12 protein-coding genes are annotated in these 16,756 nt (G+C 62.4%); 11 read left to right on the forward strand and 1 reads right to left on the reverse strand.

Annotated features, from left to right (window positions below; translation table 11 throughout):
* Window positions 1-100: 100 nt before the first annotated feature.
* On the reverse strand, window positions 101-421 hold the full coding sequence (sugE, locus tag EET67_RS11495; protein ID WP_128626317.1) for a quaternary ammonium compound efflux SMR transporter SugE: 321 nt from the start codon (window positions 419-421) through the stop codon (window positions 101-103).
* 415 nt (window positions 422-836) lie between these two features.
* On the opposite strand from sugE, the gene EET67_RS11500 reads away from it, so the two are divergent.
* From EET67_RS11500 to EET67_RS11550, 11 genes are all read left to right on the forward strand, one after another.
* The gene (locus tag EET67_RS11500) at window positions 837-2,153 is read left to right on the forward strand and encodes an MATE family efflux transporter (RefSeq protein ID WP_210211117.1); all 1,317 of its coding nucleotides are present in this window, start codon (window positions 837-839) and stop codon (window positions 2,151-2,153) included.
* A gap of 123 nt (window positions 2,154-2,276) precedes the next feature.
* Window positions 2,277-3,368 (forward strand): glycosyltransferase family 4 protein, encoded by a 1,092-nt coding sequence (locus EET67_RS11505; protein WP_128626318.1) that lies wholly within the window; start codon window positions 2,277-2,279, stop codon window positions 3,366-3,368.
* Window positions 3,352-5,517, forward strand: a complete 2,166-nt coding sequence (locus EET67_RS11510; protein ID WP_128626319.1) for an amylo-alpha-1,6-glucosidase — start codon at window positions 3,352-3,354, stop codon at window positions 5,515-5,517. Before EET67_RS11505 ends, EET67_RS11510 begins: the two co-directional genes overlap by 17 nt.
* Before the next feature lie 162 nt (window positions 5,518-5,679).
* A complete protein-coding gene (locus tag EET67_RS11515) occupies window positions 5,680-7,476 on the forward strand; it encodes an alpha,alpha-trehalose-phosphate synthase (UDP-forming) (RefSeq protein WP_128626320.1) in 1,797 nt (598 codons plus the stop codon).
* Window positions 7,473-8,195 (forward strand): trehalose-phosphatase, encoded by a 723-nt coding sequence (gene otsB / locus EET67_RS11520; protein WP_128626321.1) that lies wholly within the window; start codon window positions 7,473-7,475, stop codon window positions 8,193-8,195. Before EET67_RS11515 ends, otsB begins: the two co-directional genes overlap by 4 nt.
* Before the next feature lie 227 nt (window positions 8,196-8,422).
* Window positions 8,423-12,124: an ATP-binding protein gene (locus EET67_RS11525; protein WP_165899873.1), complete on the forward strand. Its 3,702-nt coding sequence runs from the start codon at window positions 8,423-8,425 to the stop codon at window positions 12,122-12,124.
* Entirely contained in the window at window positions 12,108-13,325 is a 1,218-nt protein-coding gene (locus tag EET67_RS11530) for a YcaO-like family protein (protein ID WP_245450871.1), read from the forward strand. The genes EET67_RS11525 and EET67_RS11530 overlap by 17 nt, the downstream gene beginning before the upstream one ends.
* A 188-nt stretch (window positions 13,326-13,513) precedes the next feature.
* Window positions 13,514-14,137 carry a TfuA-like protein gene (locus tag EET67_RS11535; protein WP_245450873.1) on the forward strand — a complete coding sequence of 208 codons (624 nt, stop codon included), beginning with the start codon at window positions 13,514-13,516 and terminating at the stop codon, window positions 14,135-14,137.
* 26 nt (window positions 14,138-14,163) lie between these two features.
* Window positions 14,164-15,354, forward strand: coding sequence for a gluzincin family metallopeptidase (locus tag EET67_RS11540; protein WP_128626323.1), 1,191 nt, complete (start codon window positions 14,164-14,166; stop codon window positions 15,352-15,354).
* 15 nt (window positions 15,355-15,369) lie between these two features.
* Complete coding sequence (locus EET67_RS26075; RefSeq protein WP_165899874.1) at window positions 15,370-16,047, forward strand: hypothetical protein; 678 nt, start codon at window positions 15,370-15,372, stop codon at window positions 16,045-16,047.
* Window positions 16,048-16,289: 242 nt separating this feature from the next.
* A complete protein-coding gene (locus tag EET67_RS11550; protein WP_128626324.1) occupies window positions 16,290-16,628 on the forward strand; it encodes a hypothetical protein in 339 nt (112 codons plus the stop codon).
* Window positions 16,629-16,756 lie beyond the last annotated feature (128 nt).

Consider the following 16,756-nt stretch of genomic DNA (forward strand, 5'->3'; position numbering starts at 1 on the left):
GGCATTCGGCTCGATGCAATTTTCGGTCGTCATGTGTTGGAAAATAGACACGAAAGGTTGCGAGAGTGCGAATGCTGGAGAAAGCGGCCGACGTCGGCCGTCAGTGCCCGGAGCTGAGTTTCAGGCCGGTCAGGCCGGCAACGATCAGGCAGACACTGACAATCCTGAAGATCGTGGCTGGCTCGCTGAAAAACACGAGGCCAACGATGAATGCTCCAACCGCGCCAATGCCGGTCCAAATGGCGTAGGCGGAGCCCAGAGGCAGGGTCCGCATCGCCAGTGCCAGGAGCCCGAAGCTGATGAACATCGCGACCATGGTGATGATTGTCGGCGTCAGCTTGGTAAAGCCCTCGGACTGCTTCATAGTCGAGGCCCAGACGACTTCGAACAGGCCCGCAAAAAACAGATAGATCCATGCCATGCTAGATTTTCCTTGTCTGGAAAGAGAGGGTATCGGCCGTCGGCCGTCAATCACGCATAGCCGCGCGTGATTGCTCCCGGTGGGCGAAGCCGGGCTCGGGCATAATGAATGGTGATTGTGAAGAGAGAGTTCGGGCAAATTGGCCAACCATTACTTCGGATCTCCGAAATCAATGGGGCCGTCCCCGAACGTCCTTAGGTGCGGGCCGTCCCGCACGCGCCTTACCTAGCGTCTTGCGCCGCAAATTTCCAGAGCAGAATGACAGATTGGCTGAAACTGGGTCCATGAGGACACAGACAACCTCGGTCGGGGGCTTTCGCGTCTTGTGGCGGCGGCGCGAACACGGCATAGGCTCGCGACGAAAAGTTCAGTGCGGAAAAGACCGGGCTGATTGAGCAGCCTGTGGAGAATGAATGTGTCGGGGTCCGTGGCGGCTCAGGTGAACTGGAACCGCCGCATGCTCACGCTGGCGCTTCCCATCATCCTGGCAAATCTGGCGCAACCGATCCTTTCGCTGGTCGACACCACCGTTGCTGGCCATCTGCCCGGCGCCTGGTATCTCGGCGGTGTGGCGCTGAGCGGCGTGCTGTTCAATTTCCTGTTCTGGAGCTTCGGCTTCCTGCGCATGGCGACAACGGGACTGATCGCCCAGGCCTGGGGCGCATCGGATGCCGTGCTGATGCGCAAGCATATCCTGCGCGCCCTTTTGGTTGCCGCGACCGGCGGCACCGCCATCATCCTTTTGCAGACGCCACTCATCAACATCGGGCTGACGCTTCTGGGCGGCAGCGATGCGGTCAAGGAAAGCGCGGCCGCCTATTCTTCCGCGCGCATCTGGTCGGCTCCGGCCACTCTCGGCAATTTCGTGCTGCTCGGCTATCTGCTTGGGCAGCAGCGGGTCACGGTGTCGCTGCTGCTGCAGGTCGCCCTCAATTTCATCAATCTGATCGCCACCCTCACCCTCGTATTCGTCTTCGATTGGGGTGTCGCCGGCATAGGTGCCGGCACGGCCATTGCCGAATGGATCGCCTTCGCCGCCGGGTTGGTCATCGTCAAGCCGTTCGGCTCCGCCTTTCCTATTGCCTGGCGCGATATCCTTGACGGAACGGCGCTGCTGCGCCTGTTTGCCGTCAATCGCGACATATTCCTGCGCACCCTTTTCCTGCTGATATGCTTTGGCTGGTTTGCCCGCAGCGGTGCGGCCGAGGGCGACGCGATCCTGGCTGCGAATGCGGTGCTGCTCAATCTCCACAGCTTCATGTCCTATGGCCTGGATGGGTTTGCCCACGCCACCGAAACGCTTGTCGGTGCCGCCATCGGCGCCCGGAACCGCGATACACTTTATCGCGTCATCAAGGCGGCCTTCCTCTGGGCAGCGCTGGTGGCCACGCTTTTTGCTGCCTGCTACGCGCTTGCAGGCCCGGCGATCGTTTCATTGCTCACCAACCAGAACGAGGTGCAGCTGGCGGCGGCGGAATTCCTGCCCTATGTGGTCATTCTTCCCCTCGTTTCGGTGGGCAGCTACATGCTGGACGGCGTCTTCATCGGCGCATTGCGGACATGCGAATTGCGCAACAGCATGTTTGTCTCCACCCTTGTCTTTCTGGCGTCTGCCATCGCTCTCCAGCAGCTTCTGGGCAACCATGGCCTCTGGCTCGCGATGATCGTGCTCATGATCGTACGCGCGGCGACGCTTGGATCTTATTTGCGGCGTATTTTTGCAGCCCTTTGATGGCGTGGCGACGGCCGCTGCACGGCGCATCTTCCGGTTTTTGAGGAACCAAAGCGGCCGCTGTCGGTTTCCCGCTTGGCACCCGGGCTGGTTGCCGGCCAGATTTTACCGACACGCAGACTTATGAGAATTGCCCAGATCGCTCCGCTTTACGAAGCCATCCCGCCACGCCTTTATGGCGGCACCGAGCGGATTGTCTCCTACCTTACCGAAGAACTGGTCGCACGCGGCCACGATGTCACGCTTTTCGCCACCGGAGAGGCGGAGACGAGCGCTAGGCTGGCGGTGGTACGTGAACGGGCCCTGCGGCTCGACCCGTCGCCGCTGAAATCGGCAATCGCCGCGCACCTGGCCATGCTGCATGAGGTCCAGCGCCGCGCGGCGGAATTCGACATCTTGCATTTTCATCTCAGCCACTTCCTGCATTTCCCGATGTTCGAGCATATGCGCGAGTGCACCGTCACCACGCCGCATGGGCGTCTCGACTATAGCGACCTCGCCCCGGCCTATGCGCTTTGGCAGGGCTTTCCGATGATCTCCATATCGAACCGCCAAAGGCGGCCGTTGCCTGCCGCCAATTGGGTCGGCACCGTCCATCACGGCTTGCCGCTGGACCTTTATGAGCCGCTGCCTGAATCTCAGCGTGGCATCGGTGAACCATATCTGGCCTTTCTCGGCCGGCTGTCACGAGACAAGCGTCCCGACCGGGCGATCGAGATCGCGCGCCGAAGCGGGATGCGACTGAAGATCGCCGCCAAGATCGGCGATGACGACCGGCCCTATTTTCACGAAGTGGTCGAACCGCTGCTCGATCACGATATGGTCGATTTTATCGGCGAGATCGATGAGACGGAAAAACCGGCTTTCCTCGGCAACGCGGCAGGATTGCTGTTTCCCATCGACTGGCCCGAGCCGTTCGGGCTGGTTGTCATCGAGGCGATGGCCTTCGGCACGCCGGTCATCGCCTGGAACGAAGGCGCGATGCCTGAGATCGTTGACAACGGTGTCACCGGCTTCGTGGTCGATACGGTCGACAGCGCCGTGAAATGCGTCGGCATGCTTGATCGCCTTGATCGACGCGAGGTGCGCAGGGTTTTCGAGCAGCGTTTCTCGGCCACGCGCATGGCGAGGGACTATGAGGCGATCTATGCCGCAATGGCCGCCGGGTCCGGTTGCAGCGAGAGGGTCCGAACCGATCATGAAAGAGCTGAATGAACGCCACCTCGACCCGGCGATAGCCCTGGCGGCGCTGGACGAAGCCGCACCCCGCGAACCGCACCGCCAGTTCGCGCTCAAGCATGAGGACTGCTTCGTCGTCGCGGACGGGCATGGCGACATCAACGGCAAAGGCGACGGCCTGTTTCGCAACGACACCAGGGTGCTTTCCAGCTTCCGGCTCTTTGTCGGCGGCAGGCGGCCTTCCCTGCTGGGGGCTTCGCTGTCGCAAGACAACATCATGTTCACCGCCAATCTCACCAACCTCCAGCTGACCATGGCGGATGGTAGACAGACGCCGCAGGGCGTCGTCCATATCGAGCGGACCCGTTTCCTGTGGCAGGACAGGATGTTCGAGCGCATCGCTTTTTCGAACTATTCCGGGCACGACATCCTGATTCCGCTGCGGCTCGATTTCGGGGCCGATTTTCGCGACATGTTCGAAGTCCGCGGCACCGCGCGCAGCCGCCGCGGCCGCTCGCACGAAGCCGAGGTCGATGCGCACAGCGTTTCGTTCTGCTATGACGGGCTCGACGATGTCAGCCGGCAATCGGTAATCTCATTCTCCCGCCCCGCGGACCTGATCGAGCCGGACCACGCCGAGTTCCTATTCGAAGTCGCCCGGCGAGGACACGAAACACTGTTCGTGGAAGTCGGGGCGGAGTTCGCGCCCCCCGATCGTGACCGATTTCGTGCGGCGGCGGCACGGGCGCGCTTTGCCATGCGCTCGAAGCGCCGGCACGGTGCCACCGTCCACAGCTCCGGTCGTGTCTTCAACGACTGGCTGATCCGCGCGCGCGCCGATATCGCGCTGCTCACGACCGAACTGAGGACCGGACCCTATCCCTACGCCGGCATACCGTGGTTTTCGACCGCCTTTGGCCGTGACGGGGTGATTTCCGCGCTGCAGATGCTTTGGCTCACGCCCGGCCTGGCGCGCGGGGTACTTGCCTTCCTGGCCGAGCACCAATCGACCGAGACATCGCCTTTCAGCGATTCCGAGCCCGGCAAGATCATGCACGAAACCCGCAAGGGCGAGATGGCGGTGCTGCGCGAGTTGCCCTTCGGACGCTACTATGGCGGGGTCGATACGACACCGCTCTATATCTATCTCGCCTCCTCCTACGCCGACCGCACCGGCGACATGGATTTCGTCGACCAGATGTGGCCCTCGCTCTGCGCGGCGGCAAAATGGATGGAGGAAGCCGGCGCCCGCAATGGCGATGACTTCGTGACCTACAAGCGCGCCGCCGAAACCGGTCTCTCCAACCAGGGCTGGAAGGACAGCGCCGACGCGATCTTCCATGCCAACGGGCGCATTCCCGCCGGGCCGATCGCCCTGGTCGAGGTGCAAGGCTATGTCTTCGCCGCATACAAAGGCCTGGCCTCGCTTGCCGAGCGCCGTGGCGAGGACAAGCGCGCCGAGCATTGGCAGGCGATGGCGGAAAAAATCCGCGTCGCAGTGGAAAGCCGGTTCTGGATGGAGGAACAGGGCTATTATGCCCTTGCGATCGACGGCGAAGGGGCGCAATGCGCGGTGCGGACGTCGAATGCCGGCCATCTGCTCTATGTCGGCCTGCCCTCGCCCGAGCGTGCGGAAAGGGTGGCGACCCAGCTTCTGGCCGCATCGCTCAATACCGGCTGGGGCATACGCACCCTTGCCGATGACGAGATGCCCTTCAACCCCATGTCCTATCACAACGGGTCGATCTGGCCGCATGACACGGCGATCTGTGCCGCAGGCCTGTCGCGCTATGAAGAGCGGGCAAGCGTGGTGAAGCTGATGAGCGGCATGTTCGAGGCGGCCGTGCAGTTCCAGATGCGTCTGCCCGAACTGTTTTGCGGCTTCACCCGCGCTCCGGGCGAAGCGCCGGTCGCCTATCCCGTTGCCTGCCTGCCGCAGGCCTGGTCGGCCGGCTCCGCCTTCATGCTGATGCAGGCCTGCCTTGGCATCAGGATCGACGGCTGGACGGGTGAGATCTGCGTCGAACGCCCGCAACTGCCCATCGGCATCGACAATCTGTCGATCCGCCATATCGGCGTCGGCGACGCCAAGGTGGATATCATCTTCGAGCGGCTAGGCGATCGCGTGGTCTGCTATCTCGACCACCGCCACGAAGGTCTTGCGCCCCTCATCGTGCGGTCCTGAAGCCCGGCCGCAAAATTTACCGGATGTGGGAACCTCCGGCGTCCCCGGCAGTTTCCAAACATATCCCATAGTCTCGGCGTGGCGTCTCCGGTTGCGGATGCGCGAGCGTCGCTGATTGCAAGGAGAAAACGCCGGCACGTTTTTACGCCGGAAAGTGTGAAGATGGCCGCCGAAATCACCGACCCCGCGTTCAACCCCTTCCTGTTGTGGGGGTTTGTCTTCCTGAGCTTCAGTCTTTCCGTTGCCGCGGTCGTGCTCTCGATCTTCTTTCGTCGTCGTGACAGGCGTCAGCGTGCTGCACCGGCTGATGCCCAGCCCGCCGCCTACATGCCGGTCATTCGCGAAAGCGAAAGGAACGGCTCGCCGGTCGAAGAGGTCATGGTCCAATGGACACCCGACATGCTGCGGCAGGTTCTGGATTCCGAGATGCCCGATGCGGAGGTGATCGTCGTCTCCAACCGCCAACCCTATATCCACGAACTGGTGAACGGCCGCATCGAGCTTCAGATTCCGGCAAGCGGACTGGTTTCGGCGCTGGAGCCGATCATGCGCACCTGCTCGGGCACCTGGATCGCGCATGGCAGCGGCTCTGCCGACCGCGAGACGGTCGACCAACACGATCACATCAGCGTGCCGCCCGACAAGCCGGCCTATACGCTGCGGCGGGTGTGGCTGACCGACGAGGAATATAAGGGCTATTATTACGGTTTCGCCAATGAAGGGCTGTGGCCGCTCTGCCATATCGCCTTCACGCGCCCGGTTTTCAGGGCGGCCGATTGGGAATGCTACCAGGCGGTCAATCGCAAATTCGCCGATATCGTCCTGGAGGAGGCCAAGGGCAAACGCCCGATCGTGCTCGTGCAGGATTATCATTTCGCCCTGCTGCCGCAATTAATCCGCGAAAGGCTGCCGGAGGCGATCATCATCACCTTCTGGCATATTCCCTGGCCGAATTCGGAAGTCTTCAGCGTCTGCCCATGGCGCGACCAGTTGCTGGAGGGTCTGCTCGGCAGTTCGATCGTCGGCTTCCACATCCAGTTCCACTGCAACAACTTCATCGACAGCGTGGACCGTTTCCTGGAATCGCGGATCGACCGTGAAACCTCCGCCATTTCGCATGCCGGGCGAACGACATTGGTCCATTCCTATCCGATCTCGATCGAATGGCCCGACGCAACCGAAACACAGGCGAAATGCAACTCACGCGCCCGGATCTTCGAACGCTTCGGGCTGCGTGAAGACATGAAACTGGCAGTCGGTGTCGAGCGGCTCGACTATACCAAGGGTATCCTGGATCGCTTTCATGCGCTGGACGAGTTCTTCCACCAGCATTCGGACTGGATCGGCCGGCTGGTATTCGTACAGGTGGCCGCACCCAGCCGCGATACGCTGCCGGCCTACCGGTCGCTGCATCAGGAATGCCTTGATCTCGTCGCCGACATCAACGAGCGCTACGGCTCCGGCGACTATCGCCCGATCCTGCTGCTGGCAGAGCATCATGGCCAGGGGATGCTCGGCGAACTTTATCGCGCCGCCGATCTCTGCGTGGTCAGCAGCCTGCATGATGGCATGAACCTCGTCGCCAAGGAGTTCGTGGCCGCGCGCGACGACGAAGCCGGCGTGCTGGTGCTGAGCACTTTCGCCGGTGCCTCGCGTGAGCTTCTGGAGGCGCTGATCGTCAATCCCTACGATCCAGCCGCCATGGGCGAGGCCTTCTTCAAGGCGCTGAGCATGCCGCTGGAAGAGCAGCGCGAAAGGATGCGGCGCATGCGCGAAGTCGTGCGCTCCAACAATGTCTTCCGCTGGGCCGGCAGCATGCTGGTCGATGCCGCAAGGCTGCGTGATCGCGAACGACTACGCGACAGCTGGAGCAGGCCCGAAGGCTGGGACGAGCCGCCTGCCGGGCACTACCGCAGCGGTGGCTCGGCACAAAGAGAACCGACCGACCTTTGGAGATGACCTTGCAGCCACCTGCACTCCCCGACGACGCGGCACTTTTTCTCGACATAGACGGCACGCTGCTGGAGCATCAGCCGCATCCGGAAGGGGTCGTGGCCGATGCCCGGCTACTTGAACAACTTGTGGCGTTGAAGACGCGGCTGGATGGAGCGCTGGCCTTCATCACCGGCCGGAGCGTCGCCATGGCCGACCGGCTGTTTGCGCCTTTGCGCCTGCCGATTGCCGGCCTTTATGGCCTCGAGCATCGGCTGGTCGCCGGTGGAAAGACAGAAGCCGCGAGTGAACCGGAAGATGTCGCGGCAGTCGCGGACGCCCTGCAGGCCGAGTTTGGCAACACGAAAGGGGTTTATTTCGAGCGCAAGGGGCCGGTGCTTGCAATCCATACCCGCGCGGCGCCCGAAGCGTTGGAAGCAGTGCGCATCGCAGCGGAACTGGCGCTCCCCGGCTTGCCCGCGGGCTACAGGATCGTCGCCGGCAATGCCGGCCTGGAATTCCTGCCCAAGGGTGCGCTGAAAAGTGCTGCTATCCACCGTTTCATGCAGGAAAAGCCCTTTTCCCACAGGCGCCCCGTCTTCATCGGCGATGATATTTCCGACGAAAGCGGGTTCGACTATGTCAATGAACTCGGCGGTATTTCCATCCGCGTGAAGCCAGCCGGGTCGACTGGCGCACGCCATACCCTTGAGAACGTCGCGGCCGTGCGGCGATGGATCGGATAGGGGCCGGGAGAGACGCGACCCAAACATCCGGAGAGTGATACCTGTCCTGTATTGCCCGCTGCCGGTTCAAACGATACAATTTTCTCATCATTTGGCTGCCAGAGCCGCTGAAGGCGATGCCTTTCTGTCTACGTTTGCTTGGTGGATTCGAGCTCTACCGAAACGAGACGCAGCTTCATATCGCGTCTGCAAAACAGCGTTGCCTGATTGCTTCGCTTGCGCTTGCGATGCCGGGGATTTGCAATCGCGACGACCTCGCCGAGAAGCTGTGGGGCTGGCGTCACGACGGAAGCGCCAAGCAGAGCCTGCGCACGGCGCTGACGCATTTGCGCAAACAGTTCACGCCGGACCAGCTGCTTGTCGCCCATCATGAGGAAGTCGGCCTCGATCCCGAACAGATGACGGTCGATGCCCTGCAATTCCAGGCGCTTCTCGGTTCGGATGACCCGCAATCCCTGCGGGCGGCCGCAGATCTCTATCGCGGCGATTTTCTTGATGGCCTGCGCGTGCGTGAAGGCGATATCGAGCGCTGGATCTCCGACCAGCGCGGCTGGTACCGGTCCCGGGCGCTGGAAGTGTTCGTGAAATTGTCGGGACTGGCGCTCGCCAGCAGCGATTTCGATCTCGCCATCGACTCCGCCCGGCGTGCCGTCGTCCTCGACGATCTGGCCGAGGAAGCGCATCGCGCCCTGCTCAATGCACTGATTGCGGGAAACCGGCGAGGCGAGGCCATGCGCCATGCGCGCTCGATGCTCGATCTGTTCGAGAGCGCGCTTTCGGTGACCCCATCGGCCGAGACAATGGCTGTCATCGACAAGATCAGGATGGAGTCCGAAACGCGCGAGCGGGCGGCCGAACCCGAAGCCCCGGCGCCTATTGCGGACAGCCCGATAGCCGCCTCGACCGAGCCTGAACCGGCGGCAGGCAAGCAAGGCCTGATCGAACAAAGCCTGATCGTCGCACTGAGTTATGAAATAGCCGGCGTGGGACAGCTTGCCGCAAACGGCGCCGATGCCGAGGAGCTTGCCGAAGTCGTCGATGATCTGACCCGCATCCTGCTGAATGTTGCGGGAGAATGGTTCGGTGTTGCCAGTGCGCTTGGGCCCGAACACGGGGCGATTTTCTTCGGCGTCGAGGGCCAGACCGAAGACTACGCCAGTGATGGCCTGACCGCCGCGATCGAGCTCAGCGAGGCGATTTCGAATTATCGCTCGGCGAAGCATCCGGAACATGGTTTCGCACTCAAGGCCGCGCTTGATGATGGCGTGGCGCTGGTCATCACATCCGGAACGGTGCGGGTCGTCGGCGCACCGGAACTGCGGGCGCGGGCAGCGCTGCGGAAAATCGCCGAGCCCGCAATCGTGATAACCGAATCGCTTCGCTCCCATATCAGCGGCTATTTCAGGCTGCAGCCTTACCCAGGTCAGCAGGCAAACGGCGGCGACATCCACGAGACGCTATGGACATTGATCGCTCCGAAGCGGCAGCCTGACCGGTTTCACGCGATGCGCCGGCGCATCCTGCCCCTCATCGGCCGCCGCAGCGAATTGGAAATGCTGACCGGGCGTTGGGCCGATGCCCGTGCGGGCAACGGGCAGGTGGCAATCCTTCGTGGCGAATCCGGCATTGGCAAATCCCGGCTCGTGCATGATCTGCGCGGTCGTCTCAGGGCCGCCGGCGCCAGGCTTTGGGTGCTGCAATGCAATCCGAACGGGCGCCAGACGCCCTTTGCCCCATTGCTCAACATGTTTGCCGGGCCACGGCGAAAGCGCGACAGGCCGGAGCAGCTGTTCGTCCGCGCATTGCGGCGGCTGGGCCTGGAACAAACTGAAAGCATCATCCAGCTTGGCACCACCGCCGGCATTGTCTCTCTCGCCCGACCGGCACCGGCTGCCCTTCCGGTCAAGGAGGCGTTGCGGCTCACGCGCCGGGCGATTGGCGAGATCGTGAATGCCCTTGCCTCGAGGGGGCCTGCCTGCCTGATCGTGGAGGACATTCACTGGGCGGACGCATCCACGCTCGCTGAACTGGAGGCGCTGGGCCGCTGGATCGAGGACAAGCCGATCCTGATCGTCGCAACCACCCGCGACGATGCGCTGCGGGCAATGTCCAGCGAAGGCAACACGCTGGATCTGACCCTGCGGCGCCTCGACAAGGAGGAGGCTGCCGCGCTGGCCACGGCGATGTGGGAAATGGCGGCCGATGAACGGCCCTCTCCCGAACAGATCGCTTCAATTGCCGGATTGAGCGACGGTATCCCGCTCTTCCTGGAGGAAATGGTGCTGTGGCGCATTCGCGCCGGCCAGCATATCGGGGCTAGCGCCCCGTTGCGAGCGGATGAGGCAGACAATCCGGCAATCCCCCTCACCAATCTCCTGATCTCACGCATCAATGCATTGGGACAGGCGCGCATACTGGCCCAGATCGCTGCCGTCATCGGCCAGAACTTCGATTTTTCGACGCTGCGCGAGGTGGCGCAGAACATGCTGCCCGACGAGACTTTGCCGGAGCTGGCAAGCCTGCTGGTCGATCAGCACATATTGCGCCAGACCTGGCCGCTGCCCGAGGCGGAATATGAGTTCCGCCATACGCTTCTTCGCGAGGCCGCCTACAGTTCGCTGCGCGACACCGACCGGCGTGTCCTGCATGAGCGGGTATTTCGACGGCTTGAACGCGAACAGGCGGCGGGATTGCCGGTCAATCACGCCGATCTGGCCTGGCATGCGGAACGCGCCGGAAATTTTCGTGAAGCGGCAGACATACTGACCCGGTGGGGTCGCGAAAGCGCCGCACGCTCGGCGATAAGCGAGGCCCGCTCGGCGCTGGCGCGCGCCTTGCGCCTGACCGAGAATGTCGACGAGATCGATGCACGCTCGCGCCTGCAGCTCGACATCATCGCCGCCTACGGGCCGCTGGTCATCAGCCATGCCGGCCCGCGTGACGAGCAGGCCAAACAGCTCTATGCCCGCGGCGTCGATATTGCGCGCCAGCGCCCCGCAGCGGAGCGGGTCGACTGGTTCCCGGTCTTTTGGGGCTGGTGGTACACCGGCTCGGATTTCCGGGTGATGCATGACCGTGCCATGCGCGTCCAGGAAATGCTGTCGGACGTGGATGATCCCGAAATCGTCCTGCAGATCAATCATTGCATCTGGGCGATCGACTTCAATCTCGGCCGCCATCGCGCCACACTGGAGGCGATCGACAATGGCCTGGCCCATTATGACGAGAACCGTGCCCGGCTGAACCGCGCATTATTCGGCGGGCATGATGCGAAGGTCTGCGGGCTGGGCCAGAAGGCCCTGTCGCTCTGGCTGACCGGGCGCACGGCGGACTCGGACCATGCGCTGCAAGAGATGGTGGAATTTGTCGATGGCATCGGCCATCTGGCCAGCAAGGCCCATTCGCTCGACACCGAGGCCGTGTCTGCCTTCTACCGCAACGACCATGCGCGTCTGGCGGAAGTGGCAACACGCATGGACCATTTTGCATCCGAGCATGAGATGGATTTCCTGGCCGGGCTCGCCATGCTTTTCGGCGGCTGGGCCGAAGCGCATCGGCACGATCCCGCAGGCGGGCTGCTACGCCTGCAGCGAGGCCTGGATACGCTGAAGCAGCTTGGTTCGGTGGTCGACCTGCCGATCTATCTCGACATGCAGGCAACACTGCTGGCGCGCGACGGCAGGATCCGGGAAGCGTTCGACGTCGTCAGCGAGGCAATCGCCGAGGCCGAGCAGAGCGGCCATGCCTATTGGCTGGCGGAACTGTATCGGCGGCGCGCGGACCTGCGTTCGCAATTGCAGGACGAGCCCGGCGACGTTGCCGCCGACCTGAAGGCAGCGCTGGCCGCCGCTCGCGAGCAAGATGCTGTGGCGCTGCTCCGCCGATCCGAGCAGTCGGTCCGGGAGATCGGCCTTGCCGTCGAGATCTGACGGCCCCTTTCCACATATTGAAGCTCCGCCAGATGAGTGGCGCGAGGCCTTCCTTGCCTCGGCGGCGGAGCCTTTGTCATCCCGCCTGGAGACGGATTACGAGCGCATATTGAGGCATCTGCTGCCGTTTTGCCACCGCCTCGGCATCACGCGATTGGCCGACATCGCCGGGCTCGACCGCATCGGCCTGCCCGTCGTCCAGGCCATTCGGCCGGCGGCATTGTCCGAGGTAACCGCGCTTGGGCGTGGCGGCACGCTGGCGCGGGCGACCATTGGCGCCATCATGGAATCTTGCGAGCGCTATTTCGCCGAAGTCATTCCGGCATGGCGCGTCTTCACCGCGAAAGCGGAAGAATTGGCAGTCGAACCGGGGCTGTTCGAAGGGGCCGTCCGCCCGGAGGGTGCCGATGGCTGGCGACGGCGTTACCTGCCGTGGATCATGGGCATCGAACTGCCGTCCGGAACGCCGGCACCAGTCCCGTTTGAGCTTGTGCATACGCGCTACACCCACCCGCCGCCGGATGGAGACGGCGTCTTCACCCGCAGCACGACGGGACTTGCCTGCCACCATTCGGCCGGGGAGGCCCTGCTGCATGGGCTGTTCGAGTGCATCGAGCGAGATGCGCTGGCGCGTGCCTTCCAGACACATGGGTTTTTCGACCGTTTCCGGCTCGAGCCATCAAATACCGACGAAACCGCCAAACTCCTGCAGGTGGCGGGTAATGCCGGCATTTCGGCGGCCTTCTGGCAACCGCCGTCGCCGACCGGCCTGCCTGTGGTCTGGTGTCAGACCATCGAAGCCGGATCGGCACGACCGATCCTCGCCCTGCCCACCGAGGGCTATTCGGCACGCGGAAGCATCGAGGCCGCATGCAAGGATGCGTTGCGCGAAGCGCTGGTGACGCGAGCGGCGACGGTCTCAGGCGCACGCGATGACCAGACCGCCCCGCATTACGCAGAAGGTCGGTTTGCGGACGCATTGGCCAAAGCGCGTGACCTGATCGTAAATGGTAGTCCGAAGCCGGATTATCCCGGTTCGACAGTCCCCCCGCCGGCCAGCCTTGGCGACTTGCTCGCCTTGGTGGCGGCATCCGGCCTGGGGCCAGCCTTCGCCGTTCCGGTCGGGCTCGATCACGAGGCCGGCGTATTCTGTGTCCGGGTTGTACTCGGCAGGGCGCAGGCCTTTTCCATTGTTCGCTAGGGGATAGGTTGGCTGATATCGAAAAGACTGAAGATTGCCAAACGACCATCTCGCCGCGAGAAATCCTGGTGTTTCTCGGGCCGACGCTGCCGCTTGCAAAGGCCCGGGCCCTTCTGGGTGCGACCTATCTTCACCCTGCATCACAGGGCGATATCCTGCTTGCCGCCCACGCCTTTCGGCCGAAGGCGATGATCCTGATCGACGGGCAGTTCGAGGATCGGCCGGCGGTGCGCCACAAGGAAATCTTATGGGCCATGGCCCAAGGCATCGTCATGATCGGGGCGGCGAGCATGGGTGCGCTGAGGGCGGCCGAACTGTACCCCTTCGGCATGATCGGCGTGGGCGCCATCTTCCGCTGGTATCGGCGCTGGCCGCTGGCGCCCGACGACGCCGTCGCCGTTCAGAATGGACCGGCGGAACTGGGTTTCCTGCCACTGACAGATGCCCTGATCGATTTGCAGGCGACATTTGCCGACTTGGCCCGTCGCAACATGATTTCACCGGAACTCCGACGTGAGTTGGTCAAAATTGCGCGACAGATGAATTTCCGGGACCGTTCGTTGAAGCAAGTCCTGCGCCGGGCGGATTTGCCGGAGGATGAAGCCGATCGAATTCTAGCCGGAATGGTCCACAAGAAATCCCAGGATGCGGAGCATGCACTCAAAACCGCGATGGGCTTGGTCAATTCCCACAAAAGTCAATCTGCTTCATCTTTTAGTATAACCAATACATTCATCAGAGATCTGGAAGCAGGCGGCATTGACCCTGATCTCGCCTATAATTACAATAAGCATCGTGACGTTGGGGGCTAGCGTTCTGCTTTTGCAAAGCTCTGGCAATGGAAGAATTGGCATCCAGTTTTACCGACGGTGCCCGGGAACGGCTGGGCACGCGGTTCTGGATTTTTCCTCAGGCGCCTTTCATTCCCGGCTATGAGCAGCCGGATCGCGTGTGGCTGCAGCTTTCGCCAGATGAGATCGCCGAAGGTCCCAGCGATGAGGCCATGTATGTGGTCGATCCGCTGTTCGAAAAGACGCCCTATGGCTCCACCCTGCTGCCGCCATTCGACGGCGCACGCCGGCCGCCGGTGCAGCCCGGCCCTGACCGCAATTACGATAATCTCGACCCCAAGCAGCGCGAATTTCTCGGCGCGCACGCCTATGCCTGCACCCATTTCGTGCTCGACATCTGGCGCAGCTATCTCGGCCGTCCGATCCGCTGGTTCTTCGCCGACACATTCGAGCGCCTGGAGATCGTGCCGATGGTCGAATGGCAGAATGCGCAGGCAGGCTACGGCTTTCTGGAACTCGGCTATTCCGAGGTCGGCAGTGAACTCCACCCCTATGCGCTGAATTTCGACACGATCGCGCATGAGATCGGCCATCTGATCAGCCTGTCAGAGCTGGGCCTGCCATCAAACCTCGACGCCGACAGCGATTTTTTCCCTTATACGGAGTCGATTTCCGACCTCATTTCACTGATCTCGTTTCTTCATTTCGACTCGGCAATCGACAGGCTGCTCAGGCGCACGCAGGGCAATCTGCTGCTTTTCAACGAGCTCAACCGCTTTGCCGAAACCAGCCCGGAAACCCAGATCCGGCGGGCAACAAATTTCCGCCGCATGTCGCAGGTGACACGCGAGGTGCATGATCGATCGCTGCCCTTTACCGGGGCGATTTTCGACAGTGTCATCGAACTCTATCATCGAAATCTGGTGGCCAATGGCTGTGCCGATCCACGCCTGCTCGATCTGGATATCCGCCAATTGTCGCGCGCCGAGTGGGACTGGTTCGGCAAATTGACGGTCGAGGCTTTCCGCGAGCGGCCCTTGCTGTTCAAGGCAGCCCTTGTCGCCGCGCGCGACGCGGTCGGACAGGCGCTTGCCGGCTCCCTGCGGATTTTGCAGGTCGAGGGGCTGCTGCTTGCCGAAGCAGCGGAGGCCGTCATTGCTGCGGCCGGGCGTGGCCAGGTGGCCGATACGCTGGAGGCGAATTTTTCATGGCGGGAAATCACGAGCGGGGTGCTCTAGCAAGAGGAGAGGCAAATGGACTGCGACGACAAGCCGGCCGTCGGCGATACGCCTGAAGGTTTGCAACCCTGCACCTACGGCTCCTACCGGCCGGGTGAATTGAGGCTCTATGGCTGCCCATCCCCCCCGGCGCCAGCCCCGGCATCCATCAACCAGGACAAGCTTGAGGAATTGAATGCGGCTTGGGAGGAAACGCCGCCCGAGGCATCGGGCATGCAGACCCAGATGGCGACGATCAGGCGTCTATTGCGCGAGGTGTTTGCCGGCCCCGGCGAGGAAGAAGGCGACGTCATCCGTTTCAGCGTCAGCCAGCGGGGACCGGCCCAGCGAAGCCTCGGCTCGGCTCGCGTCGAATATTCGCTGACCATTTCGGAGCCTGGGGAGATCAGTCCACTCCGCAGCATCGGCATCATCTATGGCTATGCTTATGAAGGCCATTGCTACAGGCTGCCGAAGCCGCGGATCATGGTGTTGCCGGTCGAGCCCTGCGAACTCGTCATGGGCGATTGCGGCTATGATCCGGAACTCGGCTACGCGGTATGGCGGATCGACAAGCTGGAGCGCGTGGTGGCGCTCGATGTGCGCACCGACAGCCTGAAGACATTGCTGCTCGACGAGAACATGCCCGGAAATCGATCGCCGCTCGCCTATGCCCAGGCAATGAATCTGGCGCCGCATCGCAACAGGGAATGAGCGCACGGACACTGCAAGCCGCAGCAACGCCGGCTGACAAGCCGGTGTGCGGCGGTCTTTTTGGTCCTCTACACGTTCGCCTGCTACCGGTAACCCATTATTTCTGCAGCAATTTTCAGCTTTAACGCTATTTTCACGCTGCCCGAACGCTCAGGACACGCACGTCTCCGACACTCAGGCTGCTCGATCTTTTCAACAAATGGGATCGGCCAATCTGAACGAAGCCAACAAGGAGACGTAAGGTGAAAAAAGAAATCCTGGCAATCGCAGCAATTCTCGTCACCACGGGCGTGGCGGCGGCAAACGACATCTCATCGCGCTATGTCTATGGCGATGCAGCCCCGCCGATCAATGCACCGGTCGAACCGCGCGGCCTGGGCTATCCGTCGACCGAGTTTTCGATCATGCCGACTGAGCGCAACGGCGGCGACTGGAATGACCGTTACGGGGACCGGGCTCCTGCCTCCGTCATCATGAAGGCCCCGAATACGGTCGACTATTCGGCCGCTTCATCGATCGGCGCCGCTGAGCCCCGCCGCTCGCTCAGCGTCAGCCCACGTATTCTGGACGGGAGCAACTGAGACCGACGATCCGAAGGGACACGTTTCAGACCATGCCCGACCAGATGGGCGGGGCGCCCATTGACGATCCTGGAAAGACTGCTTTGGGGATAAAAAAAGCCCGCCGCGGGAGGAGATGCGGCGGGCTT

This window comes from Borborobacter arsenicus (assembly GCF_003934165.1).
Classification (GTDB): Bacteria; Pseudomonadota; Alphaproteobacteria; order Rhizobiales; family Rhizobiaceae; genus Pseudaminobacter; species Pseudaminobacter arsenicus.

Bases quoted from the DNA above. Each gene is read 5' to 3' on its own strand.
- sugE (WP_128626317.1), bottom strand. From the start codon at position 421: ATGGCATGGATCTATCTGTTTTTTGCGGGCCTGTTCGAAGTCGTCTGG.
- EET67_RS11505 (WP_128626318.1), top strand. From the start codon at position 2,277: ATGAGAATTGCCCAGATCGCTCCGCTTTACGAAGCCATCCCGCCACGC.
- EET67_RS11510 (WP_128626319.1), top strand. From the start codon at position 3,352: ATGAAAGAGCTGAATGAACGCCACCTCGACCCGGCGATAGCCCTGGCG.
- EET67_RS11515 (WP_128626320.1), top strand. From the start codon at position 5,680: ATGGCCGCCGAAATCACCGACCCCGCGTTCAACCCCTTCCTGTTGTGG.
- otsB (WP_128626321.1), top strand. From the start codon at position 7,473: ATGACCTTGCAGCCACCTGCACTCCCCGACGACGCGGCACTTTTTCTC.
- EET67_RS11525 (WP_165899873.1), top strand. From the start codon at position 8,423: ATGCCGGGGATTTGCAATCGCGACGACCTCGCCGAGAAGCTGTGGGGC.
- EET67_RS11535 (WP_245450873.1), top strand. From the start codon at position 13,514: ATGATCCTGATCGACGGGCAGTTCGAGGATCGGCCGGCGGTGCGCCAC.
- EET67_RS11540 (WP_128626323.1), top strand. From the start codon at position 14,164: ATGGAAGAATTGGCATCCAGTTTTACCGACGGTGCCCGGGAACGGCTG.
- EET67_RS26075 (WP_165899874.1), top strand. From the start codon at position 15,370: ATGGACTGCGACGACAAGCCGGCCGTCGGCGATACGCCTGAAGGTTTG.